This window comes from Acinetobacter sp. ANC_7655 (assembly GCF_056784015.1).
Map to the genome: position 1 here is coordinate 133,863 of NZ_JBWYJB010000008.1, position 18,189 is coordinate 152,051.

Sequence of the window (18,189 nt, forward strand, 5' to 3'; positions counted from 1 at the left end):
GATGCCCTTTTTTCTCGAGTAATTAGATATTAACCACGTTTTTTGATAATGCCATCGTCAAGTAGCTGTTGAAAATGTTCTACGATACTTGTCTCAACGTCACGATATTGCATGCCTAATTCTTGCTTACTACGCTCAGCATTGAAATAAATGGGGTAACCCACATTCAAGTCAACGAATTTTCGCGTATAGCCAAACAGAGGAGCGAGTAATTTGAATAAAAACTTGGGGGCAATCATTCGTGGGAAAGGATAGCGTCCACCAAAATGTTGTCGTAATGTTTTACCCATTTCGAGTAGGGTCATCGTTTTAGCATTAATAATATATCGTCCATGTGCTTTAGGGTGAAGTGCTGCTTGGATATGCGCATGAGCGACATCTCGAACATCGACTAACCCATTCCACATTGGAGGAACACCAAATAAAGTCATGCCATTTCCAAATTGTTGAATGACTTCAACACTTCCAGATTGCGTAGAAGGTGTGAGTGATGGTCCAACAACCAATGAGGGATTGATACACACTAAATCCCATCGAGATTGTGCCTTTTGCATATCCCATGCTTTACGTTCTGCTGCGACTTTAGAGTAAAAATAAGGTTGGTGTTCGGCACTACTAGTGGTATTCCAATGGCTTTCTTCAAACTGGTTATGCTCAGTTTTCAAAATATCCACTGCATCGCCATAAGTTGAAGCAATACTAGATGTGACAACGACACGTTTTACTGTATCTGTACGATTGACACTGCTCAGTACATTGGTCGTACCTTTTAGTGCAGGGTCAATCAAGTCTGTGATTGGATCTTTAAAATTAGTCACTAAAAAAGGTGACGCCATATGGATCACAATTTCACAGTCTTTCATTGCTTCATCAAACGAGCCTTCTTCTAAGAGATTTGCTTGAAATAACTTTAAAGCGCCTGAAGTTTGAGATGCGATTTGTTCTAAATGTTGAAAACTTGAACTTTTAGTTAAGTCTCGTACAGTGGCGTGAACGGTGTATCCTTGTTCTAATAATTGTTTAATTACCCAACCAGCAATATAGCCAGTTGCACCTGTCACCAAAATCGGGGCAGTAGTCGTCATCATTGTTATTGCCTGATGGTCAAATAGATTCATTCTAAAATTAAAAAAAGGATTTGTCCTTGATCATTTTCAACATCAACTCAAATGTAATGAGAGTCACTTCGATTGGTTACAAAATTAAATAGAGCTAAAATTTGATTAAAACTGCTCTCGAATTTTTTTAACTGTATGCAAGGGGTTATTTTTTAAGTAAAAAATAAGTGATTCAAACTGCAAATGCGTATGTTTCTCATTTTAATTATATAAAAATCATAAACTTACACATTATATTTTTTGCAAAATAAGCTCTGATTGTTCATAATGTTGCTATTAAAGAATGGAGTGATTGAAATGCGTGGCAATCCAGAAGTCGTAGATTACTTAAATATGTTGATCGGTGGTGAACTGGCTGCTCGTGATCAATATCTCATTCATTCACGTATGTATGAAGATTGGGGTCTCACTAAGATTTTTGAGCGTATCGATCATGAAATGCAAGAAGAAGCACAACATGCTGATGCTATTATTCGCCGTGTCTTATTCCTAGAAGGCACACCGAATATGAATCGTGATGATATTGAAGTAGGTGAAGACGTCGTTTCATGTTTAAAAGCAGATTTAAAGCTTGAGTACGAAGTGCGTGAAAAATTAGCGCAAGGTGTAAAGCTTTGCGAGGAAAAAGGCGATTACGTGACACGTGATATGTTGCGTCAACAAATGTCGGATACCGAAGAAGATCATACCTATTGGTTAGAAAAACAGCTTCGCTTAATTGAACTGATCGGTTTACAAAACTATATTCAGTCTCAAATGTAAGTTAAAACCCAGCAAGGCTGGGTTTTTTTATACCTGAGTTTTGTCTGAATTGAATCATTTTTAATAATTATCTAAAAATCAAAGTGAAATTGAATGATTTGCTCAATGAGTTATTGTGCTTGGCTTTATATACTGACCGAAAACGATCAGCTAAGGATTGGCAATCATGAGTAAAATCTTATTAATTACCGGTTGGGGACTCGGAACAAAACCACTTGAAAACTTAAAAACTACTTTGGATATGGCAGGATTTCAAATCGATCTGATTAATATCTTTAATGCACTCGATCCTGTGGAATTATCTAAACATGTAGAGTTAGCTAAAAAAGTCGATGTCATTATAGGGTGGTCTTTAGGCGGGCAATTAGCAACGTTGCTCACCCAAAAGGTTTTCGAGCTTTCAGGTCAGGCAAAAACGTTAATTACTTTAGCATCGAATCCTTGCTTTGTTGCCAATGAACGCTGGTCTACAGGTATGCCGCTTTCTACTTTTCAAAGTTTTAGAGAATCTTTTGAAAATGACCCCATGACCACTTTAAAGCGATTTTGTTATCTGGTCTCACAGGGCAGCCAAACTGCTAAACAAGATTGGCAATCTTTGCAAAATTCAATTACGAGTGAAGAGCTAGATTTAAAAAAGCAGGGCTTGGATTTACTATATCATCTTAATACTGTCGAGATATTGAAAAATTATGTCGGAAAACAATTACATGTATTTGCTGATGATGATGGATTAGTTAGTAGCAAAGTTCTAGATAATATCCGAAAGATAGATGCAAAGTTTTTTAAATTCGAAATTATCCCAGGTTCTCACTGCTTTTCAATTTTTAGAGCTACACAACTAAGTGACAAAATCGTTCAATATCTAAGAAAGAATGAGAAATCCTGATGAATATTGTCTAATCAGGCAATTCATAACAAAAATAATTCGCGTTATGCTCTGTCTAGATTAATAAGGACACTCTTCCAGGATGGTTGACGAATTCGATTTATCACACTTATGGCACCCTTATACTTCGATGTTAAACCCACTGCCGACATATAAAGTGAAAAAGGCTACAGGGGTGATGATTGAACTTGAAGATGGTCGTCAACTCATTGATGGTATGTCATCTTGGTGGTGTGCCATTCACGGGTATAACCATCCTCAACTTAATCAAGCTGTGTCGGATCAATTGCAGCACATGTCACACATTATGTTTGGTGGGCTTACTCATGATCCTGCGATTGAATTAGGGAAAACGTTATTAAAAATTACCCCACCTCAATTAGATAAAATATTCTATGCGGACTCAGGTTCTGTCGCCGTTGAAGTCGCATTGAAAATGGCAGTTCAATATTGGACCGCACAAGATAAGAAAGATAAAACCAGTTTTATCACGACGCGTTCTGGTTATCATGGTGATACATGGAATGCAATGTCAGTTTGTGATCCCGTCACAGGGATGCATCAGGTCTTTGGTTCTAGCTTGCCTTCTCGTTATTTTGTTCCTGCACCGCAGACTCGATTTGATGAAGATTGGAATCCAGCAGATATTCTTGTATTGGCAGAAACTTTAAAAAACCATCATGCCACTATCGCTGCCATGATTGTTGAGCCGATTGTGCAAGGTGCTGGAGGCATGCGTTTCTATCATCCTGAATATTTACGCGAAGCCAAGAGGCTATGCGATCAATATCAGGTGTTAATGATATTTGATGAAATTGCCACGGGGTTTGGGCGAACAGGTAAATTATTTGCTTGGGAACACGCTCAAGTTGAACCAGACATCATGTGTATTGGTAAGGCGCTGACCGGTGGGTATATGACTTTATCTGCAACACTGACCACACGACATGTCGCTGAAGTGATCAGCTCTGGTGAAGCTGGCGTATTTATGCATGGACCTACATTTATGGCGAACCCCTTGGCTTGTGCTGTCGCCTTAAAGAGTACTGAGCTTTTATTGTCACAAGATTGGCAGTCCAATATTCAAAGAATAGAGCAAATTCTAAAACATTATTTACATAGATTAGATGATCAAGCGCATATTCAAGATGTTCGTGTGCTCGGTGCTATCGGTGTTGTTGAGCTTAAACAAAATGTTGATATGAAAACGCTGCAACAGCGTTTCGTAGAACGAGGCGTGTGGATTCGTCCTTTTGGAAAATTAGTTTATGTCATGCCACCTTTTGTGATTTCAGATGTCGAACTCACTGAATTATTAACGCAGTTGGTAAGTGTTGTGATGGAACTTGCAGAGGAAATGAGATGAATCTGTTGGACCACTACGCAGAGCAGTTAGACTCATTAAAACAAACTGGAAATTTTCGGCAGTTTAAATCCATCGTTCAGCATGGAAAATGGGTTGAGCTTCAGCAACAAAGAATGTTGAATCTATCGAGTAATGATTATTTAGGAATTGCGTCAGATCTACAAATAAGAGAAGCATTTTTTGATCATTGTTCAGTAGATTCAAAAAGAATGAGCTCTTCATCTTCAAGATTACTCACAGGAAATTATCCTGAATATGAGCAATTTGAAGATGACATGAGTCAATCATTCAATCAAAGGGCAGTCCTGTTATTCAACAGTGGCTATCACATGAATATTGGTATTTTGCCTGCGATTGCTGATAGTCAGACTTTAATTCTTTCGGATAAATTGATTCACGCCAGCATGATTGATGGGATTCGCTTAAGTAAAGCGAAGCTGATACGTTATCGACATAATGATCTGCTTCATTTAAAGCAATTGATCGAGCAATATCATGATGATCCCTTGTATCAAAGAATCATTGTGGTAACTGAATCAATTTTTAGTATGGATGGTGATGAAACTGATTTAACTGCGTTGGTGAGTCTGAAATATCAGTTCAGTAAAATCATGTTATATGTAGATGAAGCACATGCTATTGGTGTTCGGGGGAAGCAAGGACTCGGTTGCGCTGAACAATATGCTGTCATAGATGATATCGATTTCTTGGTAGGAACATTTGGGAAAGCACTCGCATCTGTTGGTGGATACATTGTGTGTCATCCAATCTTAAAAGATTATTTAATCAACAAAATGCGCTCTTTGATTTTTAGTACCGCACAACCACCCATCAACATGGCTTGGACGCATTTTATTTGGAATAAAATGAAAAAAATGCAGGAGCAACGTGCTCATTTAAGTGATTTGAGTCTGCAACTGCGTCAATATATTCTTGAGCAAGGTTACGAATGTCCTTCAAGCTCGCAGATTATTCCTTTAATTTTAGGTGATTCTCAGCGTGCACTTGAGCGCGCACAACAATTACAACAATCTGGTTTTTATATTTTGCCGGTTCGGCCACCAACGGTTCCACAAGGAAGTTCACGCCTGAGAATTTGTATGAATTCTCAGCTGAATCAAGATGAATTGGAGCGGTTGAAAGAACAATTATGAATGACTCTATGTTGAACAAATTTATTCAAAAAGAAATGATTGCTACTCGATTTGCAAAATCGCATTGGACTTATGCAGATCAGGCACGTATTCAACAAAATGTAGCGAAGCATTTAAGCGAGCTGATGCGTCTTTATGTTTCATCTTCTGAGCTTGCTAAAGTATTTGAAATTGGATGTGGAACTGGAAATCTAACTCAAGAGATGTTTCATCATTTTAAAATGGATCAAGTCATTTTGAATGATTTATATGCTGATGTTGAGCATACCATCAGTCATCATCAGCCTGTCGAGTGGCGTATTGGTGATGTCGAAAAAATTGAGTTACCCAAAGACCTTGATTTATGTGCCTCAAGCTCTGCATTACAGTGGATGTCTGAGTTTGAAAGATTGATACAGAAAATTTATTCGGCTTTAAAGCCCAATGGTTATTTTTGCTTTTCAACTTATGGGCCTCAGAACTTAAAAGAAATTAAATCCTTAACTGGACAAGGATTAAAATATTTTGATCAAAGCCAAATTAAAAGCTTACTAGAGCAGAACGGATTTGAAGTGATGCACTGTGAACAACAATTGGCTCAATTACACTTCGCGCACCCAAAATTGGTCCTAAAACATTTACAGGCCACAGGTGTGACTGCAACCTCACAGGGGTTTCGTTGGACGAAGGAAAGTTTGAATCAGTTTTATCTAGGTTACCGACAATTTATTGCGACTGATGAGCAAGAGAATCTTGTCTATCCTTTAACGTATCACCCTATATTTTTTATCGCACGGAGTAAGTCATGAGTGCTCAAATCTACTTTGTGAGCGGTATTGATACTGGAATTGGAAAAACATACGTCACTGGTTATTTGGCAAAAATTTGGCGTGAACAAGGGCGGAATGTCATTACTCAGAAATTAATTCAAACGGGTAATGTGGATGTTTCTGAAGATATTGAAAAACATCGTGAAATTATGGGATGTGGTTGGTTAGAGGAAGATACTCAAAAACTCACTATGCCTGAAATTTTCAGTTATCCTGCATCGCCTCACTTAGCGACACGTATAGATGGGCGAAGTATTGATTTCGCTAAAATTGAACAAGCGACTCAACAGTTGTCCTCTTCATATGAAGTTGTTTTGCTTGAAGGGGCGGGTGGCTTGATGGTCCCTCTAACAACACAATATTTAACCATTGATTATTTAGTGGATAAAAAATATCCCATAATTTTGGTGAGTTCGGGGCGTTTGGGAAGCATCAACCATACTTTGTTGAGCTTAGAGGCACTGAAGCATCGTGGGCTTGAGTTATATGCTCTAGCATATAATTTGAATGCTGAATCTGACGCTGAGCTTATTTCACGTGATACATCTGCCTACTTAAAAAAGTATTTATCGCAACATTTTCCATCTGCTAAATGGATTGATATTCCTTTTATTGAATAAATGAAAAAAACCGCTCTATTGAGCGGTTTTTTTAGGGATTTAAAAAATTAGAACTTCTTAAAGCCTTTGTTAATACCAAAAGGTTTGCGTTGACCAAATTTATTTTCATTACGTGGTTTGTAATCAACAGAATTGCCGTTTACTTCACCTTTGTTTTCAGGACGCTTATTGCGGAAATCCTGATTTTCAGTGCGAGGGGCACGATTGTTGAATCGATTCTCAAAGCCTTCTTGACGTGGCGCACGTGCATTGAAACGGTTTTCTGAGCCTTCTTGACGCGGTGCGCGATTGTTAAATCGATTATCACTGCGGCTTTGATCAGCACCACCTTGACGGAAGTCACGGCGTGGTTCTTGATGCTCGCCTTCGTCACGGCGTTGTTGGCGTAAATAACCACCACGACGTGCTGCAAGTGGTTTCTCTTGCATACGTTCATTGCGGCGTTTCGCCATACCGTAAAGACCAGTACCTTGACGTGGTTTGAGCTCAACAGACTTAGTTAAGTTATCAATGTCATTTTTATCAAGTTCAATCCAACGACCTGTACGTAATTCACGTGGCAGAATGACTGTACCATAACGTGTACGTAATAGACGGCTGACTTTCAAGCCTTGTGATTCAAAGATGCGGCGTACTTCACGGTTACGTCCTTCTTTTACAACCACTTGATACCAACGGTTAATCCCTTCACCACCAATTTCAGAGAATGACTCAAATTTTGCTGGACCATCATCGAGCATGACACCATCTGTCATGTTCTTTTTCAGTTGAGGGGTCACTTCACCCATCACACGTACAGCGTATTCGCGTTCAATTTCACTAGATGGATGCATTAAGCGGTTTGCAAGCTCGCCATCGTTTGTGAAAAGTAATAATCCTGTTGAGTTGATATCTAAACGACCAACCATGACCCAACGATCACCCGGAATTGATGGTAATTGATCAAATACAGTTGGGCGATTTTCAGGGTCGTTACGTGAACAGATTTCACCTTCAGGTTTGTAGTAAATCAATACACGACGACGGATTTCATCTTCAATTTGGAACTGTACTTTACGACCATCGATACGAAGCTCATCGGTTGGTTCGATACGTTCACCTACTTGAGCAACTTGACCGTTGACACTAACACGACCGGCAGCAATGACTTCTTCCATATAGCGGCGAGAACCCAAACCTACACGTGCCAATACCTTTTGCAATTTTTCACTCATAACAGCATAACCTTAGAAATAATCATCAACAGTTCACCTATTTACGACTTGGGTGCGTGAGCATCCAATGCCATAAAAGCTTCCTTGGCATCCTGTAGGGGAGGCAGTTGATTTAAATCACTTAAACCAAAAGCATTTAAAAATTGTGGCGTTGTAACCAACAACGCGGGTCTTCCTGGAAGTTCCCGGAAACCAGACTCTTTAATCCAGTTCCAATCGAATAACGTTCTGAGTTGCTGACTGTTATTCGTGACTCCTCGAATTTGCTCAATATCGGCTCGGGTAACGGGCTGATGATAAGCAATCACTGCTAGAGTTTCTAACAATGATGGTGATAATTTAGTTGGACGTTCTGGCCAAGTTTGTGCAATCACTTGTCGATACTTAGCACGAACTTGAAAGCGAAAACCTTGAGCTGTTTCAGTCAGCTCAATTGAACGACCGTGTTGTAACACTGCAAGCTGTTGTAAATAGGCGCGCAGTTGTTGTTTGGAAAATTGGTTTTGAAATGCCTCTTTTAAGCGTGCAATAGAAACAGGCGCTTCACTGGCAAAAATAATAGCTTCGAGCTGCATGAGCACTTCGTGGTGTAACTCATCAACTTGAAAGGAGTTTGATTGATCAATGGTCATATCATTACCCCTTGAATTGCCAGCGGGGCTTCAATACCTGATGCAATAATTTGAACTTTTTGCTGACGTGTTAGCTCTAATATTGCCATAAACGTCACCACTAACCCCATGCGACCTTGACTTGGTTTTAAAAGTTGATCAAATTTCAAAACCTCACCTGATTTTGTCATCTGTTCAATATAGGCAATACGTTCTTCAAGCAAAACAGGTTCTTGAGTAATCTGGTGTGTAACAGGCTCTGGGCGATTAAAAATACAAAACATAGCATCGCGCAGAAGAGAGGCTTCATAACCTTCATTTACTTTATTAATTTGTCCAAGGCTAACGTTGGGTAGAAAAGTATCACGGTCCAAAATAGGCATTTGACCGAGACGCTCAGCAGCTTGCTTGATCCTTAAATATGTCTCTAAACGATCTATTAATTCTTGTTTTGGATCTTTTTCAATTTGAATTGATTTAGGTTTAGGCAGCAGTAAGCGTGATTTTAAATCTGCTAATAAAGCCGCCATCACCATATAATCTGCGGTTAACTCAATATTGAGTGACTTCATACTGTCAATATATGACAAATATTGCGTTGCAATCGGAGCTATATCGAGCTGAAGTAGATCGAAACCATTTTTTTGGATGAGGTAAATTAAAAAGTCGAGTGGTCCTTCGAAATGTTCTAATAGAATTTCGAATGCTGCAGGCGGTATATATAAATCTTCAGGAATCGTATCTTGCCACTCATCTAAAACACGGATGTGTGGAAGTGCGTCCATGGGATTATGGATAGCTTGAGTCATTACAATTATTAGCCACGCGAATTTTCAAAAGCATGTTGGGCGATTCAGGAGATCACATATCGAAATCAGTAAAAGGACAGTGATTCGAATAGCATAAAAACAATATGGGTATTCTAAATTAAATCGAGTGCTGAATATATCTTTATCCGCAGTTTTACGATAAAAAATTTGAAATAAATAGGTAGTATTTTTTAAGGTTATATAGATGTATTTAGTGTTTTAATTGATAAATGTAAACTGGTATTCATTGTTAGCGTGTATTCGATGAGAAGTAAAACAGTATGAATAATTTTCAAAAAGTAGAACAAAATGTATATGAACAAAATGTAGGTATAAAAGTTCACTCAAGTACTCACCCTATAAACTCATTCAAAGCGTTGAGTGGAAAGTATGTAAATTTATATCCTTTAAATTTAATTGAAAATATTGAAGAGCTTGCGAGAAATCTATTCCCAATTAAGATTACAGACGAGTTTATTTCACGCTTTACCTATTTGCCTTACGAAGCGCCAACTTCGATTGAAGACTTGTCATATAAACTCTCATCACAATTTGGTACACAGGGGAATATTTAATATGTTATTCGCATAGCGAACAAACCAATGGGGTGGATCGCATTGATGAATATCGGGTTGGATGATGGAGTGGTTGAAATTGGGAATGTATACTTCTCAGCAGATTTAAAACGGTCTAGAGCTGCTACAGAAGTATTATTTTTACTGTTGAATGAGTGTTTTACTTTAGGATTTAGGCGTATAGAGTGGAAGTGTCATGAGTTGAACTTAGCTTCCAAAAAAGCCGCACTACGATTCGGTTATCAATATGAAGGAATGTTTAGACAACATAAAGTGGTCAAGGGAAGAAACCGAAACACGCTTTGGTTTTCAATGTTGGATGAAGAGTGGCTGACTTTAAAAGAAAGTTATTTAGCTTGGCTTGAACCAAGCAACTTTACGCAAGAGGGTCTACAAATAAAGACCCTCCAAGCATTTTATAACGAAAAATCAGCGTAAATTAAATAAAGCGAGATGAATGGTGAGGCATTTTACTCAAAAGCACTCACATCACCCACGCCACGGCGGATAATTTCAGGTTGACTTCCTGAGAGATCAACAATACTTGTTGTGGTTAATGTACCAAGTCCACTATCAATAAAAACATCAATTCTTTTACTTAATTGTTGTTCTATTTCATATGGATCATCCAAAGGCTCAGTTTGACCTGGAAGAATCAGGGTGCTGGTGAGTAAAGGCTCACCCAGCTCTTTAAGAAGCATTTGACAGACTGGGTTGCTCGGTACACGTAAACCAATGGTTTTCTTTTTGGGGTGCATCAAGCGACGAGGGACTTCACTTGTCGCTTGCAAAATAAAGGTGGTAATCGCAGGTGTATTATTTTTAAGCAGACGATAAGTTGCATTATCCACTTTTGCATACGTTGCAATATCTGAGAGATCCGCACATAAGATCGCATATTGATGCTTAGCACCAAGATCACGGATTTGAGCAATTCGTTCCATTGCTTGCTTATTACCAATTTGGCATCCGATGGCATAGGCCGCATCTGTTGGATAAACCACGACATCGCCTGCACGTATTCTTTCTACTGCTTGAGTAATAAGTCGAGATTGTGGATTGTCAGGATGTACTCTTAAATGAAGCATTTTATTTTCTCCTGATTATTTTTTCGTATTATTGCGTGCATAGACATGCACTTCAATGTCATGAATATATATTTACTAGACTTAATCTAGCGATGCACGAGAAAATTCATCCAAATGTAATGTTTTGCCACTTCTGAGACACTTACAGATGCACTGAATAAAGTGTTGAGCATCTCTTGGAAGCTGAGCGTCACCTGAAAAATAGCGCTGTACTTGAGCATAAACATTGTCTTTAAAAGACTGTCCATCACCACCTTCACCCGTTAAATTGTCCAGAGAAACGCGGAATTTTCGACCAAAGGCTGTGGCAAACATCCATTCTATTGCTTGAGGTTTAATTTCGACTTGTTCAAATAGGGCTTGTTGTTCAGCGGTTCGACCATCTGGTGCATACCAGTAGCCAAGATCAGGAAGAGTACGACGATGATCTCCTGCGATTGTCCAATGACTTATCTCATGTAAAGCACTATTGAAAAATCCATGTGCGAATTGGATGCGAGCGGGTTGTTGGTCTGAGGCAGGGAAGTATTCAGGTTCAAAGTCGCCTTTGACTAATGTGACATTTAAGTGGGAAAACCAATGATTAAAGTGTAAGATAAGCCAGTCTACCTGTTGAGCTTCTGTTTGCAGATTTACCCAAGGTGCGAGTTGCACGCGGTCTAAGTGATCGGTCAAATTTGAGGTCGAAGGATAGTGTAACTGTAATGAAGTTGTGACTTCAGGTTGCGGCTGCAACTGATGCATGACTTGATTAACCCAAATGATCTGTCTGAATAAGTGCAAAATTGTATCTTAATCTTTGACAGAGTACTTATGAATTTGTAGAATTGCCGCCTTAATTATGTCAGCAAATACCTTTCCGGCACAGATTGAGCCGTTTAAATGGGCTGAACAGGGCTTCACATGGTCAGGTACACTGCCATTGTCGCGCTTTGTTCGTATATCCCGTGAAGCTGTTGGGTCAATTGATAATCAATTGATCAATATAGACTGTAAGCTATCAATGGATGCGTATCATCGTATCGTTTGGCTTGATGGTAGTGTTGAAACGAAGGTTCCAATGGAATGCCAACGTTGTTTGGATACTGTTGAATTACCTCTCGAATTGGACTTTCATCTGGCTTTAGTCGATGATGAGTCACTGATAGAGCGCTTGGATGAGGATGCTGATTTCATCGTCTTAGGTGAGAGTGAAGCAACGACAAAAGGTTCATTTGATGCACCTGCAACCGCTGATTTACTTTCTCTCATAGAAGATGAATTGTTATTGTTGATTCCTTTGTCACCAAGACATGAGTCTTGTGAGCATAAGCATCAACCTGCCCAAGAAGAAGTTGTTGAAGAAAAACGAGATAATCCGTTTGGTGTTTTGGCAGCTTTGAAGGGTAAACTTAACTAATTTTTGTGTTATACTCTTAGGTATAAGACAATCGAATTTGTTCTGATCCATTTTTTCGATCTTTGTAAGGAGCCATCATGGCCGTTCAGCAAAACCGTAAAAGTCGCTCTCGCCGTGACATGCGCCGTTCACATGACGCTTTAACCGAGAATGCATTAACAGTAGACCAAACGACTGGTGAAACTCACCGTCGTCACCACGTAACTAAAGATGGTGTCTACCGTGGTCGCCAATTATTCGCTAAAGCAGCTGATGCTGAATAATTGGTGATGTATTAAGCGTCAAGCTTAGTAGAAAAAATGGGAGCGTAAGCTCCCTTTTTTTATTTCTATTTTTTGTTGTATTTGGCAATTACCAAAGCTTTTTTTTAATGATAAATTTCGCTCCATCAAATCAGTTAAGACTTGAGTTTGATGTTCAAGATGATCGAAATGAATCAAAATTGAATAGTCAAGCTCTGAATAAAGGATTTTTATATGTCTGCTAAACGCCTCGAGCAAGCCGTTCTTGCGACCAAAACTGCATTTGTTTTTCCTGGACAGGGTTCTCAAAAAGCAGGAATGTTAGCGGAGCTTGCAGAACAGTTTAGTAGTGTGCAAGAAACGTTTGCTGAAGCTTCTGAAGCACTCGGCTTTGATTTATGGCACATTGCGCAAAGTGGTGAAGGGTTAAACCAAACTGAATTTACACAACCAGTACTGCTCACAGCAAGCATTGCTTTATGGCGTGTATGGTTAGAGCTTGGTGGTGTCGTTCCTAAATATTTAGCGGGACATTCACTGGGTGAATACAGTGCATTGGTTGCTGCAGAATCTTTAAGCTTAAAAGATGCAGTTAAATTGGTGAACTTACGCGGTAAGTTGATGCAAGATGCTGTCCCTCAGGGTCAAGGTGCTATGGCTGCGATTCTTGGTCTTGATGATGCTAAGGTTGTAGAACTGTGTGCTCAAGTCACCGCTCAAGGTGAGGGTTCGGTGGAGGCTGCAAACTATAATGCACAGGGTCAAGTTGTGGTGGCAGGTGATACTGCACGAGTTGAAGCGTTAATGGCTTTGGTAAAAGAGCAAGGTGCAAAAGCAATTGCGTTACCAGTATCAGTACCATCACATTGTTCATTAATGAAGCCAGCGGCAGCAGAGTTTGCCAAAGCTTTAGCAGATGTTGATATTCAATTACCTCGCATTCCAGTGATTCAAAATGTCAATGCACAAGTGGCTGACAGTGTTGATGAATTGCGTACAGCGTTGACATCACAACTTTATGAGTCTGTCCAATGGACTAAAACACTTCAAGTATTGGCTGATCAAGATGTGAGCTATGTTGTTGAATGTGGTCCTGGGAATGTATTAACAAATTTAGCAAAACGTCTAGCACATGTTGAAAAAGCATTGCCTTTAGATACTAAATCTCGTTTAGAAGATGCTTTAAATACTGTATTAGTTGCAGAAGGGAAAATTGCATGACGCAGGAACGTAAAGTCGCGTTAGTGACAGGTGCAAGCCGTGGTATTGGTGCTGCGATTGCACAACAGCTGATCGAAGATGGCTTTTTTGTTGTAGGTACGGCTACATCTGATTCTGGTGCTGAAAAATTATCTACACAATTTGCTGAACATGGTGCAGGAAAAGTACTCGATGTTCGTGATGGAGCTGCAATTGATGCACTCATTACAGATATTGAACAAAGTTTTGGTCCTGTACTTGTTCTTGTGAATAATGCAGGTATCACAAAAGATAATCTACTGCTTCGTATGTCTGAAGATGATTGGGATGATATCCAAAATATTCATCTTAAAGCAGTGTTCCGTCTCTCTAAACGTGTATTGAAAGGTATGACGAAAGCGAGATTTGGACGAATTATCAATATTAGTTCTGTCGTTGCGCATTTTGCAAATCCAGGTCAAGCAAATTATTCAGCTGCGAAGGCTGGGATTGAAGCTTTTAGCCGGAGTTTGGCTAAAGAAATGGGCAGTCGTCAAATTACTGTCAATAGTATCGCGCCTGGATTTATTGCAACTGAGATGACTGAACAGTTAAGTGATGAAATTCAGAAAAAAATGAGTGATCAAGTGGCATTGAACCGTTTTGGTCAGCCTCAAGATATCGCAAATGCAGTAAGTTTCCTTGCTTCTGATAAAGCAAGTTACATTACTGGTACGGTATTACACGTGAATGGCGGTTTATACATGGCGTAATGCGATGTATAAACTTTCAAATATATCAAGATTCAATTAAACTATAGGCATTATACGCCGCCACAAGCAATGAGGAGAATTCCTGTGAGCGATATCGAACAACGTATCAAACAAGCAGTAGCTGAACAACTTGGCTTAAAAGCTGAAGAGATTAAAAACGAAGCATCTTTCATGGATGACTTAGGTGCTGACTCTCTAGATCTAGTTGAGCTTGTAATGTCTTTCGAAAATGATTTCGACATTACTATTCCTGATGAAGACTCTAACGAAATTACAACTGTTCAATCTGCTATCGATTATGTAACTAAGAAATTAGCTTAATCATCAGATTCAGTTCTTTTCGAACTTAAAAGCTACCTTTATGGTGGCTTTTTTTTATTAAGGATTAAATTGCAATATTACATTAAGTTACCTTAAGTTTAAGAAAGATAACGGCGTTAGGTATAGTTCTTCTGTATAAAAATTAAGGGATCTAAATTATTTGATCACCAAACTGAAATAACAATAGGAGAATAACAATGGGTCTTTTTGATTTTGTGAAAGGTATTGGGAAAAAAAATACCGCACCGGCTGAGCAACAAGCTACACCAGCAACGCCAGCAGAGCCATCTGCTCAAGAAGTTGCGAATAAATTATTGGGGCATATTAAATCACTTGGCTTACCAGTAACAGGACTGTCTGTGACTTATAATGCAAGCAGTGATTTAGCGACTGTAAAAGGACAAGTGCAAACTCAAGCAGATCGTGAAAAGATCATCTTGGCTGTGGGAAATATTGATCATGTTGCTCAAGTCGATGACCAACTTACTGTTTCATCTCCAGAGCCTGAAAGTAAATTCTATACAGTAAAATCAGGGGATAATCTTTCAAAAATTTCTAAAGAGTTTTATGGTGATGCAAATCAGTACAACAAAATTTTTGAAGCAAACCGACCATTACTTAAAAATGCCGATGATATTTTCCCGGGACAGGTTCTAAGAATTCCAAACTAAAATATCAATGAATCTAAAAGACCGAGATTTAAATCTCGGTTTTTGATTTTAAAGTAACTTAATAACTTAAAACTGATTTTTAAATTATCAATATAAAACAATATTTTAACGGCTGGAAAATTTCTATAAATATATTTTAACTTCCACATTGCAATGGTGTTTTTGGCCATTTTTTAAGTTATTTCGAAGTAATAAGAATAAAAAAATTGAAATAAACTATTAATTCCAACCTTATGTTTTATATAGGAAAAATAAATTAGTAAAAATAAGTGTTTGAAAATAAATAAAATTTAATTTGTTTCAAGAGATAAAATATTGTTTCATTGGGTTTTATTATGTAACTTTAATTAATTAATAGTGTAATTTTGTTTCTGGTATTTTTTTGCAATATTTAAAAATTTTGTGTCTAATTTATATAAAAAGATAAATATTGATATTTTTTTCACAATTAATTTATAAATAGTGATTTTTTTCAAAAATTAATATTTTCAATAAAAACATTGCTTTAAGAATCTCGAATGGGGTGTAAAAATTTTTTTTTAACTATGAATTTTTGTTGATTTTCAACTGACTTTTTATGACGTTTACATTGATTCTCAATCTGATAAAAAAATAGAGGGTTAAAGAATATCTTAATAATACTGGGTGACGTCATGAAAAATTTAGAAATACTATCAAAAAACGATGGGGCGGTTTTAGAAAAGACTACTGCTAATAAAATCGTATTAAACCAGAACTCAATTGTGAAAATTGATGCATCAATCGAAGAGGTCTTAAATTTTCAGAAAGAAGGAAATTCTTTAGTTATTAATTTTAAAAATGGCGAACAATTAGTTGTAGAAAGTTATTTTGACGATCCCTTAAATAGTCATAATATTTTATTTAATGACAATGGTCAGCTTTATTGGGTTGAGTTCACAGATGCTGCCAATGAAATAGCTTCGACTATTAAATATTATCCAATTGATGATATTTCAGCACTTATCGCTGGAAACTCAAGTACAGCTTTGACAGGGTTAACTCCATGGTTAATTGCAGGGGGATTAGCTGCTGGAGTAGTTGCTATTGCAGATAATATGAGTGATTCTGATAAAAAATCTAATTCTGTATCGCCGGAACCAGAACCACCAATTAACGATGAATTAGAAGAAGCAAAACAGCTCGTTAATGATGCAGAGAAAGCTTATCAAGATCTTAAAGATTTGATTGAAGATAAATTAAATGATGGGTTAATTACTCCCGAGGAAAAAGCTGAATTAGAGGAAGCATTACAAGATGCGAAGGATGCTAAAGATGCTGCTCAAGATAAAGTCGATAACTTGGTAGATGGCGAGGCAAAATCTGATTTACAAGATCGACTAGATGATTTGGTTGATGAAGAGTTGCCAGCAATTAATGATCAAAATGGTGATGGTGTACCAGATGATCTCGAGCAAGCTTTACTAGATGCTGAAGAAGCTGTAGCCAATGCTGAACAAGCGTACGAAGCATTAAAAGATTTAATTTTAGAGAAGAATGAAAACGGCCTGATTACACCTGCTGAAAGAGCGGAATTAGATCAAGCTAAAGAGGCTTTCGAGAGTGCCAAAGCCTTAGCAGAAACTAAAACAAATTTATTACCAGAATCAGTTCAATCTCAAAAAGATGCTTTGCAGGAACGTCTTGAAGATTTAGTGGATATCATTCTACCTGAAATTAATGATGAAAATGATGATGGTATCGTAGATGATATCGCTGAAGCACTCATTGAAGCAGAGTTGGCTGTTGCGGAGGCTGAAGCAAAGTATGCAGCTGCTGAAAATGCTTTAACTGTTGCAAATCGTGATGGATTAATTAATCCAACAGAGCTTAATGCTTTACAGAATGCTTTAGAGCAGGCACAAATTGCTAAGTCAACTGCTCAAAGTAAAGTAAATGCTCTACCTGAATCTGTTCAGGAACAGAAAGATGCCTTTCAAAATCGATTAGATGATCTGACTGACATAAGTTTGCCTGAAGTAAATGACGCAGATGGTGATGGCATTGTAGATGGCTTACCAGAAGCGATTCAGGAAGCGCAGTCAGCTGTAGAAGAAGCTGAAGCTAAATATGCTGAAGCTCTTAATAATTTAGCTTTGGCTCAAAAAGATGGCTTAATTAACCCGCTTGAACTCAGTATTCTTGAACAGAAAGTACAGGCTGCACTTGATGCAAAAGAAGTTGCTCAAGATAAGGTAAATGTATTGCCAAATGGAGCGATTAAAGATGGTTTACAAGATCGTCTAGATGCTCTTGTAAATATTGACTTACCTGAAGTCAATGATGCAGATGGTGATGGCGTACCAGACGGCGAAGATATTACACTTGAAGAAGCAACAGAGGCAGTAGAGGCGGCTGAAGCAGCATATGCTGAGGCAGAGCAAGCACTAGCAGATGCCGAATCAGATGGTTTAATCACGCCAACAGAACTTACTGAGCTGACTCAAGCACGTGATGATGCGCTTACTGCTAAAGAAGATGCACAAGCGAAAGTTGATGCACTTCCAGAAGGAGCAGACAAAGACGCATTGGATGCACGCTTAGATGATCTAGTCGACATCATCTTACCAA

At 38.3% G+C, this 18,189-nt stretch carries 21 protein-coding genes; 15 read left to right on the forward strand and 6 right to left on the reverse strand.

Annotation, left to right across the window (positions count from 1 at the left end; all coding sequences use genetic code 11):
- Positions 1-29: 29 nt before the first annotated feature.
- The gene (locus AC1M9N_RS10050; RefSeq protein WP_481954701.1) at positions 30-1,094 is read right to left on the reverse strand and encodes an SDR family oxidoreductase; all 1,065 of its coding nucleotides are present in this window, start codon (positions 1,092-1,094) and stop codon (positions 30-32) included.
- 321 nt (positions 1,095-1,415) lie between these two features.
- Between AC1M9N_RS10050 and ftn the strand changes: the two genes are divergently transcribed.
- The 6 genes from ftn (at position 1,416) to bioD (ending at position 6,718) form a co-directional block, all read left to right on the forward strand.
- Entirely contained in the window at positions 1,416-1,880 is a 465-nt protein-coding gene (gene ftn, locus AC1M9N_RS10055; RefSeq protein ID WP_481587223.1) for a heteropolymeric bacterioferritin subunit Ftn, read from the forward strand.
- A 163-nt stretch (positions 1,881-2,043) separates the two neighbouring features.
- Positions 2,044-2,769 carry an alpha/beta hydrolase family protein gene (locus AC1M9N_RS10060; RefSeq protein WP_481954702.1) on the forward strand — a complete coding sequence of 242 codons (726 nt, stop codon included), beginning with the start codon at positions 2,044-2,046 and terminating at the stop codon, positions 2,767-2,769.
- Positions 2,770-2,851: 82 nt separating this feature from the next.
- Positions 2,852-4,135, forward strand: coding sequence for an adenosylmethionine--8-amino-7-oxononanoate transaminase (gene bioA / locus AC1M9N_RS10065; protein WP_481954694.1), 1,284 nt, complete (start codon positions 2,852-2,854; stop codon positions 4,133-4,135).
- A complete protein-coding gene (locus AC1M9N_RS10070) occupies positions 4,132-5,289 on the forward strand; it encodes an 8-amino-7-oxononanoate synthase (protein WP_481954695.1) in 1,158 nt (385 codons plus the stop codon). The genes bioA and AC1M9N_RS10070 overlap by 4 nt, the downstream gene beginning before the upstream one ends.
- Before the next feature lie 8 nt (positions 5,290-5,297).
- Complete coding sequence (bioC, locus tag AC1M9N_RS10075; protein WP_481607901.1) at positions 5,298-6,077, forward strand: malonyl-ACP O-methyltransferase BioC; 780 nt, start codon at positions 5,298-5,300, stop codon at positions 6,075-6,077.
- Entirely contained in the window at positions 6,074-6,718 is a 645-nt protein-coding gene (bioD, locus tag AC1M9N_RS10080) for a dethiobiotin synthase (RefSeq protein ID WP_481952267.1), read from the forward strand. Before bioC ends, bioD begins: the two co-directional genes overlap by 4 nt.
- Positions 6,719-6,765: 47 nt before the next feature.
- Here the strand turns inward: bioD and rluB are convergent, their stop codons facing one another.
- Genes rluB through AC1M9N_RS10095 form a run of 3 tightly spaced genes read right to left on the reverse strand, consistent with a single transcriptional unit; the run spans position 6,766 to position 9,352 of the window.
- Positions 6,766-7,932, reverse strand: coding sequence for a 23S rRNA pseudouridine(2605) synthase RluB (gene rluB, locus AC1M9N_RS10085; RefSeq protein ID WP_081403293.1), 1,167 nt, complete (start codon positions 7,930-7,932; stop codon positions 6,766-6,768).
- A 41-nt stretch (positions 7,933-7,973) separates the two neighbouring features.
- On the reverse strand, positions 7,974-8,564 hold the full coding sequence (gene scpB, locus AC1M9N_RS10090) for an SMC-Scp complex subunit ScpB (RefSeq protein WP_035269219.1): 591 nt from the start codon (positions 8,562-8,564) through the stop codon (positions 7,974-7,976).
- On the reverse strand, positions 8,561-9,352 hold the full coding sequence (locus AC1M9N_RS10095; RefSeq protein WP_481954696.1) for a segregation and condensation protein A: 792 nt from the start codon (positions 9,350-9,352) through the stop codon (positions 8,561-8,563). Before AC1M9N_RS10095 ends, scpB begins: the two co-directional genes overlap by 4 nt.
- A gap of 281 nt (positions 9,353-9,633) precedes the next feature.
- Here AC1M9N_RS10095 and AC1M9N_RS10100 point away from each other — a divergent pair, with 281 nt between their 5' ends.
- Positions 9,634-9,927 carry a hypothetical protein gene (locus tag AC1M9N_RS10100; RefSeq protein ID WP_481954697.1) on the forward strand — a complete coding sequence of 98 codons (294 nt, stop codon included), beginning with the start codon at positions 9,634-9,636 and terminating at the stop codon, positions 9,925-9,927.
- Between the two features lie 12 nt (positions 9,928-9,939).
- Complete coding sequence (locus AC1M9N_RS10105) at positions 9,940-10,365, forward strand: GNAT family N-acetyltransferase (protein ID WP_481954703.1); 426 nt, start codon at positions 9,940-9,942, stop codon at positions 10,363-10,365.
- Between the two features lie 32 nt (positions 10,366-10,397).
- Here the strand turns inward: AC1M9N_RS10105 and AC1M9N_RS10110 are convergent, their stop codons facing one another.
- Together AC1M9N_RS10110 and AC1M9N_RS10115 are read right to left on the reverse strand one after the other, a co-directional pair.
- Positions 10,398-11,015 (reverse strand): L-threonylcarbamoyladenylate synthase, encoded by a 618-nt coding sequence (locus AC1M9N_RS10110; RefSeq protein ID WP_035269212.1) that lies wholly within the window; start codon positions 11,013-11,015, stop codon positions 10,398-10,400.
- Positions 11,016-11,096: 81 nt separating this feature from the next.
- Positions 11,097-11,759 carry an elongation factor P hydroxylase gene (locus AC1M9N_RS10115; RefSeq protein WP_180028321.1) on the reverse strand — a complete coding sequence of 221 codons (663 nt, stop codon included), beginning with the start codon at positions 11,757-11,759 and terminating at the stop codon, positions 11,097-11,099.
- Positions 11,760-11,856: 97 nt separating this feature from the next.
- Between AC1M9N_RS10115 and AC1M9N_RS10120 the strand changes: the two genes are divergently transcribed.
- The 7 genes from AC1M9N_RS10120 to AC1M9N_RS10150 all read left to right on the forward strand — a co-directional run.
- Complete coding sequence (locus AC1M9N_RS10120; protein WP_179999015.1) at positions 11,857-12,414, forward strand: YceD family protein; 558 nt, start codon at positions 11,857-11,859, stop codon at positions 12,412-12,414.
- A gap of 77 nt (positions 12,415-12,491) precedes the next feature.
- On the forward strand, positions 12,492-12,677 hold the full coding sequence (gene rpmF / locus AC1M9N_RS10125) for a 50S ribosomal protein L32 (RefSeq protein WP_035269206.1): 186 nt from the start codon (positions 12,492-12,494) through the stop codon (positions 12,675-12,677).
- Between the two features lie 213 nt (positions 12,678-12,890).
- The gene (fabD, locus tag AC1M9N_RS10130; protein ID WP_481952265.1) at positions 12,891-13,877 is read left to right on the forward strand and encodes an ACP S-malonyltransferase; all 987 of its coding nucleotides are present in this window, start codon (positions 12,891-12,893) and stop codon (positions 13,875-13,877) included.
- Complete coding sequence (fabG, locus tag AC1M9N_RS10135; protein WP_481589204.1) at positions 13,874-14,608, forward strand: 3-oxoacyl-ACP reductase FabG; 735 nt, start codon at positions 13,874-13,876, stop codon at positions 14,606-14,608. The genes fabD and fabG overlap by 4 nt, the downstream gene beginning before the upstream one ends.
- Positions 14,609-14,692: 84 nt before the next feature.
- Complete coding sequence (gene acpP / locus AC1M9N_RS10140; protein WP_035269198.1) at positions 14,693-14,929, forward strand: acyl carrier protein; 237 nt, start codon at positions 14,693-14,695, stop codon at positions 14,927-14,929.
- Positions 14,930-15,126: 197 nt separating this feature from the next.
- The gene (lysM, locus tag AC1M9N_RS10145; RefSeq protein ID WP_481590517.1) at positions 15,127-15,600 is read left to right on the forward strand and encodes a peptidoglycan-binding protein LysM; all 474 of its coding nucleotides are present in this window, start codon (positions 15,127-15,129) and stop codon (positions 15,598-15,600) included.
- A gap of 653 nt (positions 15,601-16,253) precedes the next feature.
- Positions 16,254-18,189, forward strand: a 1,936-nt coding sequence (locus AC1M9N_RS10150) for a GA-like domain-containing protein (RefSeq protein WP_481954698.1), incomplete at its 3' end; no start/stop codon positions are given.

Excerpts from the sequence above, each read along its gene's own strand:
- ftn (WP_481587223.1), top strand. The coding sequence starts at position 1,416 with ATGCGTGGCAATCCAGAAGTCGTAGATTACTTAAATATGTTGATCGGT.
- bioA (WP_481954694.1), top strand. The coding sequence starts at position 2,852 with ATGGTTGACGAATTCGATTTATCACACTTATGGCACCCTTATACTTCG.
- AC1M9N_RS10070 (WP_481954695.1), top strand. The coding sequence starts at position 4,132 with ATGAATCTGTTGGACCACTACGCAGAGCAGTTAGACTCATTAAAACAA.
- bioC (WP_481607901.1), top strand. The coding sequence starts at position 5,298 with ATGTTGAACAAATTTATTCAAAAAGAAATGATTGCTACTCGATTTGCA.
- bioD (WP_481952267.1), top strand. The coding sequence starts at position 6,074 with ATGAGTGCTCAAATCTACTTTGTGAGCGGTATTGATACTGGAATTGGA.
- rluB (WP_081403293.1), bottom strand. The coding sequence starts at position 7,932 with ATGAGTGAAAAATTGCAAAAGGTATTGGCACGTGTAGGTTTGGGTTCT.
- scpB (WP_035269219.1), bottom strand. The coding sequence starts at position 8,564 with ATGACCATTGATCAATCAAACTCCTTTCAAGTTGATGAGTTACACCAC.
- AC1M9N_RS10095 (WP_481954696.1), bottom strand. The coding sequence starts at position 9,352 with ATGACTCAAGCTATCCATAATCCCATGGACGCACTTCCACACATCCGT.
- AC1M9N_RS10100 (WP_481954697.1), top strand. The coding sequence starts at position 9,634 with ATGAATAATTTTCAAAAAGTAGAACAAAATGTATATGAACAAAATGTA.
- AC1M9N_RS10110 (WP_035269212.1), bottom strand. The coding sequence starts at position 11,015 with ATGCTTCATTTAAGAGTACATCCTGACAATCCACAATCTCGACTTATT.
- AC1M9N_RS10115 (WP_180028321.1), bottom strand. The coding sequence starts at position 11,759 with ATGCATCAGTTGCAGCCGCAACCTGAAGTCACAACTTCATTACAGTTA.
- AC1M9N_RS10120 (WP_179999015.1), top strand. The coding sequence starts at position 11,857 with ATGTCAGCAAATACCTTTCCGGCACAGATTGAGCCGTTTAAATGGGCT.
- rpmF (WP_035269206.1), top strand. The coding sequence starts at position 12,492 with ATGGCCGTTCAGCAAAACCGTAAAAGTCGCTCTCGCCGTGACATGCGC.
- fabD (WP_481952265.1), top strand. The coding sequence starts at position 12,891 with ATGTCTGCTAAACGCCTCGAGCAAGCCGTTCTTGCGACCAAAACTGCA.
- fabG (WP_481589204.1), top strand. The coding sequence starts at position 13,874 with ATGACGCAGGAACGTAAAGTCGCGTTAGTGACAGGTGCAAGCCGTGGT.
- lysM (WP_481590517.1), top strand. The coding sequence starts at position 15,127 with ATGGGTCTTTTTGATTTTGTGAAAGGTATTGGGAAAAAAAATACCGCA.